This window comes from Flexivirga sp. B27, from assembly GCF_052905685.1.
The window spans coordinates 162,289-177,978 of record NZ_JBPYUM010000004.1 but is presented as its reverse complement, the minus strand read 5'-3'; the positions used below and the strand labels follow the sequence as shown (position 1 = coordinate 177,978).

The following is a 15,690-nucleotide window of genomic DNA, read 5'->3' as shown; positions in this document are numbered from 1 at the left end:
GCAAATCGGCGTTCACGGCACGGCAAACGTGGATTTGCCGTGTTGAGAGGGTATGCTGGGACCTAGTTTCTGAGCACCTGACACTTCGCACCTGCGGCTCGCCTCCCGGCGAGCCGCAGGCGTGCCCGGGCTCGGACTCCCATGCGTCTCATCTCAAGGAGCACTGTGTCCGACACCGCTGCGCAGCAATCACCCGACGAGCAGGCCCAGCCGACAGCCGGTGATGGCGGCGCTTCGACATACGGTGCCGACGACATCCAGGTGCTCGAAGGACTCGAGGCAGTCCGCAAGCGTCCCGGCATGTACATCGGGTCCACCGGTGCCCGAGGCCTGCACCACCTGATCTGGGAGATCGTCGACAACTCGGTCGACGAGGCGATGGCGGGCTATGGCGACCACGTCGAGGTGACCCTGCTGTCCGACGGCGGCGTCCGCGTGCGGGATCACGCGCGCGGCATACCCGTGGCGATCAACGAGGCGTATGGCGTCTCGACCGTGGAGCTGGTGCTGACCCAGCTGCACGCGGGCGGCAAGTTCGGCGGCGGCGGTTACAAGGTGTCCGGCGGCCTGCACGGGGTCGGCTCCTCGGTCGTCAACGCGCTGTCCACCAAGCTCGTCGCCGAGGTGCGGCGCAAGGGTCAGGTCCACGCGATGGAGTTCGACCACGGAGCACCCCAGGGCAAGCTCGAGGTCGTCGGCAAGGCCGACAAGGGCGACACCGGCACCACGATCACCTTCTGGCCGGACGCGGAGATCTTCGACACGGTCGACTTCGACTTCGACACCATCCGGGCCCGCTTCCAGCAATACGCCTTCCTCAACAAGGGGCTGGCGATCACGCTGACCGACGAGCGCGTGCAGCAGGTCGACGAGGGTGCCGAGGAGGAGGCGCTCGCCGGCGCCACCGCGGACGACGAGGTCGAGGACGAGTCGGGCAAGCCGCGCACGGTCACCTACCGGTATGACGACGGGCTCATCGACTACGTCAAGCACCTCAACGCCTCCAAGCGCAGCGAGCCGGTGCACGAGGACATCATCGCGTTCGAGCACGAGGACCCCGACCGGTTGCTGTCGGTCGAGATCGCGATGCAGTGGACCACGGCATACAGCGAGTCGGTGCACACCTACGCCAACGCGATCAACACCCACGAGGGCGGCACCCACGAGGAGGGCTTCCGCACCGCGATGACCTCCCTGGTCAACAACTTCGCCCGGACCCAGAAGTTGCTGAAGGACAAGGACGACAACCTCACCGGTGACGACATCCGCGAGGGCCTGACCGCCGTCGTGTCGGTCAAGTTGGGCGAGCCGCAGTTCGAGGGCCAGACCAAGACCAAGCTCGGCAACTCCGAGGTCAAGGGCTTCGTGCAGAGCTCGGTGCGTGACGAGTTCGAGCACTGGCTGCAGCAGCACCCGCGCGAGGGCCAGGCGATCGTGCGCAAGGCGATCCAGTCGGCCGCGGCCCGTATGGCGGCGCGCAAGGCGCGCGAGGCCACCCGCCGCAAGGGCCTGCTGGACACCGCGGCGATGCCCGGCAAGCTGAAGGACTGCCAGAGCAACGACCCGACGATCTCCGAGGTGTTCATCGTCGAGGGTGACTCGGCCGGTGGCTCGGCGGTGCAGGGCCGCAACCCGTTCAACCAGGCGATCCTGCCGATCCGCGGCAAGATCCTCAATGTCGAGAAGGCCCGCATCGACAAGGTGCTGGCCAACAACGAGGTGCAGTCGCTGATCTCGGCGTTCGGCACCGGCATCGGCGAAGAGTTCGACATCGAGAAGGCCCGCTACCACAAGATCGTGCTGATGGCCGACGCCGACGTCGACGGCATGCACATCCGCACTTTGCTGCTGACGCTGCTCTTCCGCTTCATGCGGCCGATGATCGAGTCCGGTTACGTCTACCTCGCGCAGCCGCCGCTCTACCGGATCAAGTGGAGCAATCGGGAGCACGAGTTCGCCTTCTCCGACAAGGAGCGTGACGGGCTGCTCAAGATCGGCCAGGAGGCCGGCGGCCGCCTGCCCAAGGAGAACCCTTACCAGCGCTACAAGGGGCTGGGCGAGATGAACTACCAGGAGCTGTGGGAGACCACGATGGATCCTGATCACCGCACCTTGCTGCAGGTGACCCTCGACGACGCCGCCGCTGCGGACGAGATCTTCGCGGTGCTGATGGGTGAGGACGTCGAGAGCCGTCGTGGGTTCATCCAGCGCAACGCCAAGGACGTTCGTTTCCTCGATATCTGATGCCTCGCTGGTCGAGTAGGGCGGAGCGCTGGCGGAGCCCGTATCGAGACCCGAGGCGCACGTGGTCTCGATACACCTCCTCCGCTCCGCTCCCCCGGCACTCGACCGACGTAAGAGCGCGTATCGAGATCAAGCTCCCCGCCATACAGAACTTGAACTGCATTGAGAATGAAGGAAACTCATGACTGACGACACCACACCTCCCGGTGGAGAGGGACCTCGGTCCAACGTCGACCCGATCGACCTCAACACCGAGATGCAGCGCAGCTACATCGACTACGCGATGGCGGTCATCGTCAGCCGAGCGCTGCCGGACGTGCGCGACGGCATGAAGCCGGTGCACCGGCGCATCGTCTACGCGATGTTCGACGGCGGCTACCGCCCCGACCGCGGCTACAACAAGTGCAGCCGCGTCGTCGGTGACGTGATGGGTCAGTACCACCCGCACGGTGACAGCGCGATCTACGACGCCCTGGTCCGGTTGGTGCAGCCGTGGTCGATGCGCTACCCGCTCGTCGACGGGCAGGGCAACTTCGGCTCGCCGGGCAACGACGGTGCGGCCGCACCGCGATACACCGAGTGCCGGATGGCGCCGCTGGCCCTGGAGCTGGTGCGCGACATCGAGAAGGAAACCGTCGACTTCGAGCCCAACTACGACGGCAAGACGATGCAGCCGACGGTGCTGCCGGCGCGCTTCCCGAACCTGCTGGTCAACGGTGCCGCCGGCATCGCGGTCGGTATGGCGACGCAGATCCCGCCGCACAACCTGCGCGAGGTCGCCGCAGGTGCCCAGTGGCTGCTGGAGCACCCGGACGCCAGCCGTGAGGAGTTGCTGGAGAAGCTCATCGAGATCATCCCCGGGCCGGACTTCCCGACCGGTGCGCTGATCATGGGCAAGAAGGGCATCGAGGACGCCTACCGCACCGGTCGCGGCTCGATCGTGATGCGTGCGGTGGTCAACGTCGAGGAGATCCAGGGCCGGCAGTGCCTGGTGGTCACCGAGTTGCCCTACCAGGTCAACCCGGACGCGCTCGCGGAGAAGATCGCAACCCTGGTGCGGGACGGCCGCATCTCCGGCATCGCCGACCTGCGCGACGAGACGTCGGGCCGCACCGGGCAGCGGCTGGTGATCGTGCTCAAGCGCGACGCCGTGGCCAAGGTCGTGCTCAACAACCTCTACAAGCACACCCAGCTGCAGCAGAGCTTCGGAGCCAACATGCTGGCACTGGTCGACGGCGTGCCGCGCACCCTGCCGATCTCGGCGTTCATCCGTTACTGGGTGGAGCACCAGGTCGAGGTCATCCAGCGGCGGACGACCTACCTGCTGCGCCGCGCCGAGGAGCAGATCCACATCCTGCGCGGCTACCTCAAGGCGCTCGACGCGCTCGACGAGGTCATCGCGCTGATCCGGCGCAGCCCGTCCGCGGACGAGGCGCGCGGCGGCCTGATGGAGCTGCTCGGGGTCGACGAGATCCAGGCGACCGCGATCCTCAACCTGCAGCTGCGGCGCCTCGCCGCCCTGGAGCGGCAGAAGATCGTCGACGAGCACGATCAACTGCAGCGCGACATCGACGACTACCGCGACATCCTGGCCAAGCCGGAGCGGCAGCGGCAGATCGTCAGCGACGAGCTCAGCGAGATCGTCGAGCGGTATGGCGACGACCGACGCACCCAGATCGTGCCCTTCGACGGCGACATGTCGATGGAGGACCTGATCCCGGAGGAGGACGTCGTCGTCACGATCACCCGGGGCGGCTACGCCAAGCGCACCAAGACCAGCGAATACCGCTCACAGCGTCGCGGTGGCAAGGGTGTGCGGGGCGCCAACCTGCGCGGTGACGACGTGGTGTCGCACTTCTTCACCACGACGACACACCGCTGGCTGCTGTTCTTCACCAACGCCGGCCGGGTCTACCGCGCCAAGGCCTACGAGCTGCCGGAGGGCAGCCGCGACTCCAAGGGCCAGCACGTGGCCAACCTGCTGGCCTTCCAGCCGGGTGAGCAGATCGCCCAGGTGATGGCGCTGACCGACTACGACGCCGCGCCATACTTGCTGCTGGCGACCAAGCGGGGGCTGGTCAAGAAGACCAAGCTGACCGACTACGACTCGCCGCGCACCGGCGGGCTGATCGCGGTCAACCTCCGCGACGGCGACGAACTGGTCGGAGCGGGCCTGGCCAGCTCCGACGACGATGTGTTGTTGGTCTCACGCAAGGGCCAGTCGGTGCGCTTCAACGCCACCGACGAGACGCTGCGTCCGATGGGCCGCTCGACCTCAGGTGTGACCGGGATGAAGTTCCGCGACGAGGACGAGCTGCTGTCGATGAACGTCGTTCCGGCGGGCACCGAGCGAGACCAGCTCTACCTGTTCGTGGTCTTCGAGAACGGCCTGGCCAAGCGCACCGATGTCGAGGATTACCCGGTGAAGGGCCGCGCCACGCTGGGTGTCAAGGTTGCCGCACTCTCCGATCGTGGGGGCGATCTGGTGGGCGCGCTCGTCGTCTGGCCGACCGACGAAGTGCTGGTCGTGATGGAGAAGGGCAAGATCGTCCGGTCCCGTGTCGACGAGGTCCGCGCCACCGGTCGGTCCACCCAGGGCGTGCAGTTCGCGACCCCGGACAAGAAGGATTCGATCGTGGCTGTCGCGCGGAACGCCGAACACGAAGTCGAAGACGGCCATGAAGATGGCGTACCGTCGGGCGAGTCGCCGACCGACGGCGACACGGACGCCGAGACCACCGAGACCGCCGTCGCGGACGAGTCGGTCGAAGCGGACGAGCAGACTCCGGACGAGCCGGGAGACGATGAGTGAGCACTGACGGATCCGACGCCAAGAAGGGCGCCGGGACGGCGACGGACGGTGGCGCAGGCGGGGCCGTACGTCTGCCGGGCGCCGCAGCCGGTGGCAAGAAGCGTCCCACCCCTCCCCGACAGGGTTCCCGTCCGGCGCCGCGCGCCGGTGGCAAGGCGGGGGCGAAGGGCCGGCCTGCCGGCTCGCAGCAGCGACGCCCGGCACCGCGTGGTGCGGGCGGATCGGGACGACGTCCAGGTCGCAGCACCCCGCGTCGGGTGCGGCTGACGCTGTCCCGCGTCGACCCCTGGTCGGTCATGAAGATCGCGTTCCTGCTGTCGGTCGCGATCGGCATTGCGATGGTCGTGATGATCGCGATGCTGTGGATCGTGCTGCAGGGCATGGGCGTCTGGGACAACATCAACGAGTTGTTGCGCACCTTGGAGACCAGCGGCAAGACGTTCGACATCATGGATTACGTCGGCTTCGGTCGGGTCGTGTCGTTGTCGGTGGTGATCGCGGTGGTCGACGTGCTGCTGATGACCGCGCTGGCCACGCTCGGGGCGTTCCTCTACAACATCTGTTCCTCGCTTGTCGGCGGCGTGCAGATGACCCTGTCGGACGAGTAGCACTCGTTTTGGTGCTGCCCGCTTCGGTGAGATAGTCTCGTCCGGCATCCACGGCATTCTGCCGTGGACGACGGACGGTGCACGGGCCTATAGCTCAGTCGGTTAGAGCGCTTCCCTGATAAGGAAGAGGTCACTGGTTCAAGTCCAGTTAGGCCCACCACCTCGTCCCTGCAGTCGATTCGGAGTTCCCATGTTGAAGAAGCTCGTGGTGCTGCTCGGCCTCGCCGGTCTGGCAGTCGCCGTCAAGGCCAAGCTGGACCAGAACAACGACGCCAAGGACCTGTGGGCCCAGGCGGCCGACAAGCCGGGCGACAGCACCAACTGACCTCCCGGTCCGCCCCGCGGACCGATGTCCGGGGCCATGGCGCAATTGGTAGCGCACCTGCTTTGCAAGCAGGGGGTTAGGGGTTCGAGTCCCCTTGGCTCCACCGGATGATCCCGAGTCGCATCGCGGCTCGGGATTTTTCGTGCTTGCTGACGAGGTCCGTGCGCACAACCCTCAACGGTCGCCGGTTACGCGCGGGTATGGCGAAAAACCTGCGCACAACCCTCAACGGTCGCGGGTTACGCACGCGAGCGGCGCCCCCCTTGCCGGCAGCCCTGCCGACGCCCGGGTATGGCGCGGCCACGACCCGACCTACCCGTGAGACCCCCGTCGAATAGCACTTCGAGTGGCGATCTTTCCGCAGACCAACCCGAAAGGGTAGTGGGAACCGTCACAAAATAGCGTTCCCACTACCCGTTTGTCCCCGCAGGATGGTCCTCAACTGAAGGAACGTAGCCATCCAGCCACCGCAGCGCGATGGTCGACTCGAAGGGACAACACAGTGACTTCACCAGCCACCCAGACCCGACCCGCGGGCGCAGCAGCCGACCTGGACTGGACCGACCTGGACAAGCGCGCCGTCGACACCGTCCGCGTGCTGGCCGCCGACGCGGTCGAGAAGGCCGGCCACGGCCACCCCGGCACGGCGATGAGCTTGGCGCCGGTCGCCTACCTGCTCTTCCAGAAGATGATGCGGCACGACCCGGCGGACGCCAACTGGTCGGGTCGCGACCGGTTCATCCTGTCCCCGGGCCACTCCTCGCTGACGCTCTACATCCAGCTCTACCTGTCCGGCTACGGCCTGGAGATGAAGGACCTCGAGGCGCTGCGCACGTGGGGCTCGCTCACCCCCGGCCACCCGGAGTACAAGCACACCGACGGTGTGGAGATCACCACCGGCCCGCTGGGTCAGGGTCTGGCCTCGTCGGTCGGTTTCGCCTACTCGCAGCGCCGCATGCGCGCGCTGTTCGACAACGACGCCGCGGAGGGCACCAGCCCCTTCGACCACACCATCTGGGTGATCGCGTCCGACGGTGACCTGCAGGAGGGCGTCACCGGTGAGGCGTCCTCGCTGGCCGGGCACCAGGAGCTCGGCAACCTGGTCGTCGTGTATGACGAGAACCACATCTCGATCGAGGACGACACCGACATCGCGTTCACCGAGGACGTCCTGAAGCGCTACGAGTCCTACGGCTGGCACACCCAGCGCGTGGACTGGACGCGCAACGGCGAGTACGTCGAGGACGTGGCCGAGCTCTACAACGCTCTGCTGGCCGCGAAGGCCGAGACGTCCCGTCCGTCGATCATCTCGTTGCGCACGATCATCGGATACCCGTCCCCGAAGAAGCAGAACACCGGCGGCATCCACGGCGCCAAGCTCGGCGCCGAGGAGGTCGCGGGCCTGAAGGAAGTGCTGGGCTTCGACCCGGAGAAGAACTTCGACATCGACGGTGAGGTGCTGAAGCACGCACGCGCCGTCGTGGAGCGTGGCGCCGCGACCCGCGTCGAGTGGGACCGCACGTTCGACCGGTGGCAGTCGGCCAACCCCGAGAAGGCGCAGCTGCTCAAGCGGATGGAGGCAGGCGACCTGCCCGCCGAGTTGGCCGACGTGCTGCCGGAGTTCCCCGCCGGCAAGGACGTCTCGACCCGTGCCGCATCCGGCAAGGTCATCAACGCCGCCGCCGGCGTGATGCCGGAGCTGTGGGGTGGCTCGGCGGACCTGGCCGGGTCCAACAACACCACCATCGAGGGAGCGCCGTCGTTCGTGCCGGCCTCGCGGTCGACCCAGACGTGGACCGGTGAGCCCGGTGGCCGCGTGCTGCACTTCGGCATCCGCGAGCACGCCGCCGCGTCGATCGTCAACGGCATCCACCTGGGTGGCCCCACTCGTGCGTTCTCCGGGACGTTCCTGATCTTCAGCGACTACCAGCGTCCGGCGATCCGCCTGTCCGCGCTGATGGGCGTGCCGTCCATCTACGTGTGGTCGCACGACTCGATCGGCCTCGGCGAGGACGGTCCGACCCACCAGCCGGTCGAGCAGCTGGCCACGCTGCGCGCCATACCGGGGCTCGACGTGGTCCGTCCCGGCGACGCCAACGAGGTCGCCGTCGCGTGGCAGACCGTCCTCGGCAACCGGGAGAACCCGGCCGGCCTGGTGCTGACCCGGCAGAACGTCCCGGTCTTCGAGCGCGGGGACGGCGCGGCGAGCGGAGACACCTTCGCCTCCGCGGCCGGTGTCTCCCGTGGTGCCTACGTCTTTGCCGAAGCGTCCCGCGACGGTGCGTCCGTGACGCCCGAGGTGTTGCTGCTCGCCACCGGTTCGGAGCTGCAGCTGGCCATCGAGGCCCGCGAGACCCTGCAGGCCGACGGCATTCCGACCCGCGTGGTCTCGGTGCCCTGCCTGGAGTGGTTCGAGCAGCAGGACGAGGCATACCGCGAGTCGGTGCTGCCCAGCTCGGTGACCGCACGGGTCTCCGTCGAGGCGGGCCTTGCCCTGACCTGGCGCCGGCTCGTCGGCAGCGCCGGCCGCTGCGTGAGCCTGGAGCACTACGGCGCCTCGGCCGACTACCAGCGCTTGTTCCAGGAGTTCGGGATCACCGCGGAGGCCGTCGTGGCGGCCGCGCGTGACTCCCTCGCCGCCGGCTGATCCGGCGGACCACAGTCTTCGGTCGGCGTTCCGTGCGGCTCCTCGGGGCGCCGACCGAAATCCACTTCACCTGATCCTCACCCGATCACCACCCGATCACTGCCAAGCACGTTTGATCACCACCCGTTTCGCAAGGAAGAGGCGAAAGCCATGTCGACCACAACTCCCACTGCCCAGCTTGCCGCCGCCGGTGTGTCCATCTGGTTGGACGACCTGTCCCGCGAGCGCCTGACCAGCGGCAGCCTCCAGCGTCTGATCGACGAGAAGAACGTCGTCGGCGTGACCACCAACCCGTCGATCTTCCAGGCCGCCATCACCTCCGGTGAGGACTACGCCGGCAAGATCCGCGAGCTGGCGGCGGACGGCTCCGACGTCGACCAGACCATCTTCGAGATCACCACCTCCGATGTCGCCGACGCGTGCGACCTGTTCGCCCCGGTCGCCGCAGCGACCGACGGTGTCGACGGCCGTGTCTCGATCGAGGTCGACCCGCGCCTCGCGTGGGACACCGACGGCACGATCGCCGAGGCCAAGCGCCTCTACGCCAAGGTCGGCAAGGACAACGTGCTGATCAAGATCCCCGCCACCGTCGAGGGCCTGGGCGCGATCAGCGCCGTGCTGGCCGAGGGCATCAGCGTCAACGTCACGCTGATCTTCTCGCTGGAGCGCTACCGCGCCGTCATCGACGCGTTCCTCACCGGACTGGAGCGCGCCAAGGAAGCCGGGCACGACCTGACCAAGCTGCACTCGGTCGCCTCCTTCTTCGTGTCCCGGCTGGACACCGAGATCGACAAACGGCTCGATGCACTCGGCACCCCGGAGGCTGCCGCCCTGCGCGGCAAGGCAGGCGTGGCCAACGCCCGCCTCGCCTACGAGGTCTACGAGCAGGAGTTCTCGACCGACCGCTGGTCGGCGCTGGCCGCGGCCGGTGCCCGTCCGCAGCGTCCGCTGTGGGCCTCGACCGGCGTCAAGGACCCGGCATACCCGGACACCCTGTATGTCACCGAGCTGGTCGCGACTGACGTGGTCAACACCATGCCGGAGAAGACGCTGACCGCGACGTTCGACCACGGCGAGGTCACTGGCGACACCATCACCGGGACCTACGCTGACGCCCGCCAGGTGCTGGACTCCCTTGCCGCACAGGGCATTTCGTATGACGAGGTCGTCGCGCTGCTGGAGACCGAGGGCCTGGACAAGTTCGTGACCAGCTGGTCGGAACTGCTGGCCGACGTGCAGAAGGCGCTGGCCACCGCCGACGCGTCCGCGCACTGAACGGTCGCCCACTGATCAGCCGCCGCTGTCGCTGCTCGATATCCGTCGTGAGTAATCCGTCGTGAGCAATACGTCGTCAGCAATACGTCGCGAGCAGCGACAGCGGCCGGCTCCATCGCCACCCGCCTACCCCACTCCCGAAAGGTCCGCCCTCATGTCCAGCAGCCCCCAGACCTGCCGCATCAACCCGAGCATCCTGTCGGCGGACTTCGCCAACCTCGAGGCGGAGCTCGGCCGGATCAGCAACGCCGACGCTGCACACGTCGATGTGATGGACAACCACTTCGTGCCGAACCTCACCCTCGGCCACCCGGTCGTCGAGCGCCTGCAGAAGATCAGCCCCGTGCCGCTGGACGTGCACCTGATGATCGCCGACGCGGACCGCTGGGCCCCGGCATACGCGGACCTGGGTGCGGCGTCGGTGACCTTCCACGTGGAGGCAGCCGCCGCACCGATCAAGCTGGCTCGGGAGCTGCGGGCACGCGGAGCCAAGGCCGGTATGGCGCTGCGGCCCGCCACCCCCGTCGAGCCCTACCTCGACATGCTGCCCGAGCTGGACATGCTGCTCATCATGACCGTCGAGCCGGGCTTCGGCGGCCAGTCGTTCCTCGACGTCACCGTGCCCAAGATCCGTCGTGCCCGCGCCGCCGTGGAGGAGGCCGGCGTCGACGTCGCCATCCAGGTCGACGGCGGCGTCACCGACGAGACCATCATCCGGGCCGCCGAGGCCGGAGCCAACGTCTTCGTCGCCGGCTCCTCGGTCTACGGCAAGGAGTCGCCGGCCGACGCGATCGAGGCGCTGCGTGCGGGCGGCCTGCAGGCGATGCCGCGCGCGGCCGCGAACGCGAGCTGACCCACCCCCCAACCCTTTTCGTCCCTCAGGTTTCCGCCTCACGTTCTTGGAAGGACCGCCCCCATGCGTGTTCACATCGCCACCGACCATGCCGGCCTGGAGCTCAGCGCCGCCCTCATCGAGACCCTCTCCGCCAAGGGATACGAGATGGTCGATCACGGACCGTCGTCGTATGACGCGGAGGACGACTACCCCGGTTTCTGCATCGCCGCCGCGCAGGCGGTCGTGCGCGACCAGGCGGAAGGCGTCGAGGCGCTGGGCATCGTGCTGGGCGGCTCCGGCAACGGGGAGCAGATCTCCGCGAACAAGGTCAAGGGTGTGCGCGCTGCGCTGGTGTGGAACGCCGACACCGCCAAGCTGGCCCGCGAGCACAACGACGCCAACCTGGTCGCCGTGGGTGGTCGCCAGCACACCGTGCAGGAAGCGACCGAGCTGATCGAGGCCTTCCTCACCGAGCCGTTCAGCAACGCCGAGCGGCACAAGCGCCGGATCGCCAAGATCGCCGACTTCGAAGCGACCGGTGAAGTGCCCGCCTGATCTGCGGGCGACACCACAACTTAACGACAACTCCAACAGGCCCCACCTGCCCGCGGTGGCCAGCAGCTCATCGACAAGCCAGCCAGACAGTTAGCGAGAAGCCAGCCATGCCCATTGCCACACCGGAGATCTACTCCGAGATGATCGACCGCGCCAAGTCGGCCGGTTTCGCCTACCCGGCGGTCAACGTCACGTCCTCCCAGACGCTGAATGCCGCCCTGCAGGGCTTCGCCGACGCCGGCTCCGACGGCATCGTGCAGGTGTCCACCGGTGGCGCGGCGTACTGGTCCGGCACCGGCGTCCGCAACATGGTTGCCGGGTCGCTCAACTTTGCGGCGTTCGCCCGGGAGGCGGCCCGCAACTACCCGGTCAACATCGCCCTGCACACCGACCACTGCCCTCAGGACAAGCTGTCGGACTTCGTGCTGCCGCTGCTGGACGCGTCGGAGGAAGCGGTGAAGCGCGGGCAGGACCCGATCTTCAACTCGCACATGTGGGACGGCTCCGCGGAGACCCTGGAGGACAACCTGCGCATCGGCCGCGAGCTGCTGGCGCGGACGGCCGCCGCGCACATCATCCTCGAGGTCGAGATCGGCACCGTGGGCGGTGAGGAGGACGGCGTCGAGAACGCCATCAACGACAAGCTCTACAGCAGTGTCGAGGACGGTCTGGCGACCGTTGAGGCGCTCGGAGCCGGCGAACACGGCCGCTACCTGACGGCGCTCACCTTCGGCAACGTGCACGGTGTCTACAAGCCGGGCAACGTCAAGCTACGTCCGGAGATCCTGCAGGAGATCCAGCAGAAGGTCGGCGCGAAGGCCGGCAAGGACCGTCCGTTCGACCTGGTCTTCCACGGCGGGTCGGGTTCCACCGAGCAGGAGATCGCCGACGCGGTGTCCTACGGCGTGGTGAAGATGAACATCGACACCGACACGCAGTACGCCTTCACCCGCCCGGTCGCCGGCCACATGCTGGCCAACTACGACGGCGTGCTGAAGGTGGACGGCGAGGTCGGCAACAAGAAGGCCTACGACCCGCGCAACTGGGGCGCCGCCGCCGAAAAGGGTATGGCGGCCCGCGTCGTCGAGGCCGCCACGCAGCTGGGCTCGGCGGGCAAAAGCCTCTGATACCGACCAGCCGCGGGTCACGACCGGCGCTCGTGAGAAAGGACGCGTCATGAAGATCGGCATCCTCACCTCCGGGGGTGACTGCCCGGGCCTCAACGCGGTCATCCGCGGAGCGGTGCTGAAGGGCGTCGCCGTGCACGGGCAGCAGTTCGTGGGCTACCGCGACGGGTGGCGTGGTGTCGTCGAGGGCGACGTCATCGAGTTGACGCGCGGCATGGTGCAGGGCATCGCGAAGTCCGGCGGCACGATCCTGGGCACGTCGCGCACCAACCCGTTCGAGAACGGCGGCGGCGCCGACGTCGTCGGCGCGCGCATGGCCGACCTCGGGGTCGACGCGATGATCGCGATCGGCGGCGAGGGCACGCTGGCTGCCGCGAAGCGCCTCAGCGACGCCGGGATCAAGATCGTCGGAGTGCCCAAGACGATCGACAACGACCTGGACGCCACCGACTACACCTTCGGCTTCGACACCGCGATCGAGATCGCGACCGAGGCCATGGACCGGCTGCGCACCACGGGCGAGTCCCACCAGCGGTGCATGATCGCCGAGGTCATGGGACGTCACGTCGGCTGGATCGCACTGCACTCCGGTATGGCGGTCGGCGCCCACGTGATCCTCATCCCGGAGCAGCCGGTCAGCATGGACCAGATCGCTGGCTGGGTGAAGCTCGCCGACGACCGCGGCCGGGCGCCGCTGGTCGTCGTCGCCGAGGGTTTCCGGACCGACGACATGCAGCAGGCACACTCGGAGCACGGTCTGGACGCCTTCGGTCGGCCGCGGCTGGGTGGCATCGCCAACCAGCTCGCGCCCGAGCTGGAGGCCCGCACCGGCATCGAGACCCGGGCGACGACGCTCGGCCACATCCAGCGCGGCGGCACGCCGACCGCCTTCGACCGGGTGCTCGCGACCCGGCTCGGGATGGCCGCGATCGACTCGGTGGTGAACGGCCAGTGGGGCACGATGGTGTCGCTGCGCGGGACCGAGATCGACCATGTCGATTTCGAGGACGCGCTCGGTCGGCTGAAGGACGTCCCGCAGCACCGGTATGACGAGGCCCGGATCCTGTTCGGCTGACCCGCTACTGACCGCTGGCTACTGGATGCCGTGGCTGTGCGCCAGCGCGATGGCCTCGGTCCGGGACGCGACGCCGAGCTTCTTGAACAGCTTGCGCACGTGGAACTTCACGGTGTTCTCGCTGATCCCGAGCGTCGTGGCGATGGCCCGGTTGCGGCGGCCGGTCGCCAGTAGTTGCAGGACCTCCATCTCTCGGGAGGCGAGGTTCCAGGAGGCGACGTCACTGGAGGGGACGGCGGGCGGATCCAGCGGGAGCGTCACGAAAACGTCCGCGCCCCAGCCGGACATGACCTCCAGTCGCAGCAGTCCGGCGAGGGCCTCCACCTGCCGGTCCAGCCGGGTGATGTTGGGCGCCGTCGCGGACAACGCACCGTTGCCGTCGTCGCGGATGTTGATCAGCAGGTTCTCCCCGTCGCAGTCCCACTGGGTGCGGATGCGGCTGATCTCGGGCTGCTCCATCATGGCGAGCACGAGCCCGCGCACGATCGCCCGGGCCGCGTGCGCGACCTCGCCGGGTAGGGCACGCCCGTCCTCCGGTGGCTCGATGAACTCCACGTCGATGCCGCTGAAGCGGGTCAACGGGCGCAGTTCCTCCCGCAACCGTCCGAAAGCATTGGCCACCGGCTCCTCGACCATCTCGGTCGTGCGGTCGTTGAGCGTGCGCAGCTCGATCAGCGACTTGGCCGTCAGATCGGTGACGGTCGACCGCGCGGTCGCGTCGTCCAGCGTGGTGGAACGCAGCGCGGCCAGCAAGGTCTCCAACGTCGTGGAGTGCAGGTCGGTCAGCTCGGCGGTCACCCGGACCCGCTCCGCGGACGCGGCGCGGGACTCGGCGAGGTATGACGGCGGCGCGTCGGTCACCTTCTCGTGGATCCGCCGGGCAGCGAGGTGCCACAGGTAGGTCACGATCTCCAGGCAGTCGGGTGAGTCGAGCTCCTCCTGGTTCGGATCGGTGAGCACCAGCAACGCTCCACTTGGGCGGTATTTCAACGCCAGGACGGGCCTGGAACTGTCGCCGATGGTGGCCTCGCCGGTCCACGGCGGCTCGGGCGGGACGACCACCCGGAGCGCGTCCAGCTCGGCGATCGAGACCCGGGAGATGATGTCCTCGTCGCCGGCCTTCTTCTGCGGGCGGCCGGTGCAGTCCTCGGTGAAGATGATCAGCGCACTGTTGGACAGGTAGGGCGAGACCGCGTCCCTCAACCGGTCCGCGATCTGCATCAGCGGTGCATCCGCCAGCGCGGCCAGGCTGTTCAGGAGCGGCCAGTGCAGCTCATGGTCGACCATGTCAGTCCTTTCCGATCGCCGTTCGGCATACGGCGTTCACGGGCGATTCACGGGCTCCAGACGAGCACCGATGAGCGCACCAGGGTGAACAACCCAAAAGTGTAGTCAAGACCGTCAGAAAACAGTGTTGGACCCCTTGGCTTGATCCGAAAGGATGGCGTCAACGCCGCGGAAGCCGTCCCGGGCACCGCCGGCACCCCGACAACAAGACGCACATCACAACACGAAGGAGACATCTCATGAAGCTGCAAGTCGCCATGGACGTGCTGACCAAGGACGCCGCGCTGACCCTTGCCGGCCAGGTCGCCGAGCACGTGGACATCATCGAGCTGGGCACCCCGCTGATCAAGTCCGAGGGTCTGTCGGCGATCACCGCCGTCAAGGAGGCCCACCCGGACAAGGTCGTCTTCGCCGACCTGAAGACCATGGACGCCGGTGAGCTCGAGGCCGACATCGCCTTCAAGGCGGGCGCTGACCTCGTGACCGTGCTCGGCGCTGCCGACGACTCCACCATTGCCGGTGCCGTCGAGGCCGCCAAGAAGCACAACAAGGGCGTCGTCGTGGACCTCATCGGTGTTGCCGACAAGGTGACCCGCGCCAAGGAGGTTCGCGCCCTGGGTGCGAAGTTCGTCGAGATGCACGCTGGTCTGGACGAGCAGGCGCAGCCCGGCTACGACCTCAACGGTCTGCTCCGCTCCGGCGAGGAGGCCCGCGTGCCGTTCTCGGTGGCAGGCGGTGTCAACGCCGACACGATCGGTGACGTGCAGCGCGCCGGTGCTGACGTGGCCGTTGCGGGTGGCGCCATCTACGGGGCCGAGGACCCGGGCCTGGCCGCCAAGAAGCTCCGCTCCGCGATTGCCTGAGTCAGTCGCTTGAAGTAACTCGAAGTTCGAACATGGT

Annotated in this window: 12 protein-coding genes and 2 tRNA genes; 13 read left to right on the top strand and 1 reads right to left on the bottom strand. The window is 67.8% G+C overall.

Translation table 11 applies throughout. From position 1 onward, the window contains the following. Positions 1-141 precede the first annotated feature (141 nt). The 12 genes from gyrB to ACSZL9_RS16100 all read left to right on the top strand — a co-directional run bounded on the left by gyrB (position 142) and on the right by ACSZL9_RS16100 (position 13,503). Entirely contained in the window at positions 142-2,244 is a 2,103-nt protein-coding gene (gene gyrB, locus ACSZL9_RS16155; protein WP_446666539.1) for a DNA topoisomerase (ATP-hydrolyzing) subunit B, read from the top strand. A gap of 181 nt (positions 2,245-2,425) precedes the next feature. Then, on the top strand, positions 2,426-5,056 hold the full coding sequence (gene gyrA / locus ACSZL9_RS16150) for a DNA gyrase subunit A (RefSeq protein WP_446666538.1): 2,631 nt from the start codon (positions 2,426-2,428) through the stop codon (positions 5,054-5,056). Then, complete coding sequence (locus ACSZL9_RS16145; protein WP_446666537.1) at positions 5,053-5,664, top strand: DUF3566 domain-containing protein; 612 nt, start codon at positions 5,053-5,055, stop codon at positions 5,662-5,664. The genes gyrA and ACSZL9_RS16145 overlap by 4 nt, the downstream gene beginning before the upstream one ends. Positions 5,665-5,747: 83 nt before the next feature. Next, positions 5,748-5,824 (top strand) — tRNA-Ile (locus ACSZL9_RS16140). A gap of 30 nt (positions 5,825-5,854) precedes the next feature. Continuing rightward, entirely contained in the window at positions 5,855-5,989 is a 135-nt protein-coding gene (locus ACSZL9_RS16135; RefSeq protein WP_446666536.1) for a DLW-39 family protein, read from the top strand. Between the two features lie 30 nt (positions 5,990-6,019). Next, positions 6,020-6,092, top strand: a tRNA-Ala gene (locus tag ACSZL9_RS16130). 399 nt (positions 6,093-6,491) lie between these two features. Further along, positions 6,492-8,636: a transketolase gene (tkt, locus tag ACSZL9_RS16125; protein WP_446666535.1), complete on the top strand. Its 2,145-nt coding sequence runs from the start codon at positions 6,492-6,494 to the stop codon at positions 8,634-8,636. 150 nt (positions 8,637-8,786) lie between these two features. Further along, complete coding sequence (gene tal / locus ACSZL9_RS16120; protein WP_446666534.1) at positions 8,787-9,911, top strand: transaldolase; 1,125 nt, start codon at positions 8,787-8,789, stop codon at positions 9,909-9,911. Between the two features lie 154 nt (positions 9,912-10,065). Beyond that, the gene (gene rpe, locus ACSZL9_RS16115) at positions 10,066-10,764 is read left to right on the top strand and encodes a ribulose-phosphate 3-epimerase (protein ID WP_446666533.1); all 699 of its coding nucleotides are present in this window, start codon (positions 10,066-10,068) and stop codon (positions 10,762-10,764) included. Positions 10,765-10,827: 63 nt separating this feature from the next. Beyond that, the gene (locus ACSZL9_RS16110) at positions 10,828-11,301 is read left to right on the top strand and encodes a ribose-5-phosphate isomerase (RefSeq protein ID WP_446666532.1); all 474 of its coding nucleotides are present in this window, start codon (positions 10,828-10,830) and stop codon (positions 11,299-11,301) included. Positions 11,302-11,408: 107 nt separating this feature from the next. After that, positions 11,409-12,428 (top strand): class II fructose-bisphosphate aldolase, encoded by a 1,020-nt coding sequence (fbaA, locus tag ACSZL9_RS16105; protein WP_446666531.1) that lies wholly within the window; start codon positions 11,409-11,411, stop codon positions 12,426-12,428. A gap of 49 nt (positions 12,429-12,477) precedes the next feature. Beyond that, positions 12,478-13,503, top strand: coding sequence for a 6-phosphofructokinase (locus tag ACSZL9_RS16100; protein ID WP_446666530.1), 1,026 nt, complete (start codon positions 12,478-12,480; stop codon positions 13,501-13,503). Positions 13,504-13,521: 18 nt separating this feature from the next. Here ACSZL9_RS16100 and ACSZL9_RS16095 read toward each other — a convergent pair whose 3' ends face one another. Then, positions 13,522-14,790 carry a response regulator transcription factor gene (locus ACSZL9_RS16095; protein ID WP_446666529.1) on the bottom strand — a complete coding sequence of 423 codons (1,269 nt, stop codon included), beginning with the start codon at positions 14,788-14,790 and terminating at the stop codon, positions 13,522-13,524. A 239-nt stretch (positions 14,791-15,029) separates the two neighbouring features. Between ACSZL9_RS16095 and hxlA the strand changes: the two genes are divergently transcribed. Next, complete coding sequence (gene hxlA / locus ACSZL9_RS16090) at positions 15,030-15,653, top strand: 3-hexulose-6-phosphate synthase (protein ID WP_446666528.1); 624 nt, start codon at positions 15,030-15,032, stop codon at positions 15,651-15,653. Positions 15,654-15,690: the final 37 nt, after the last annotated feature.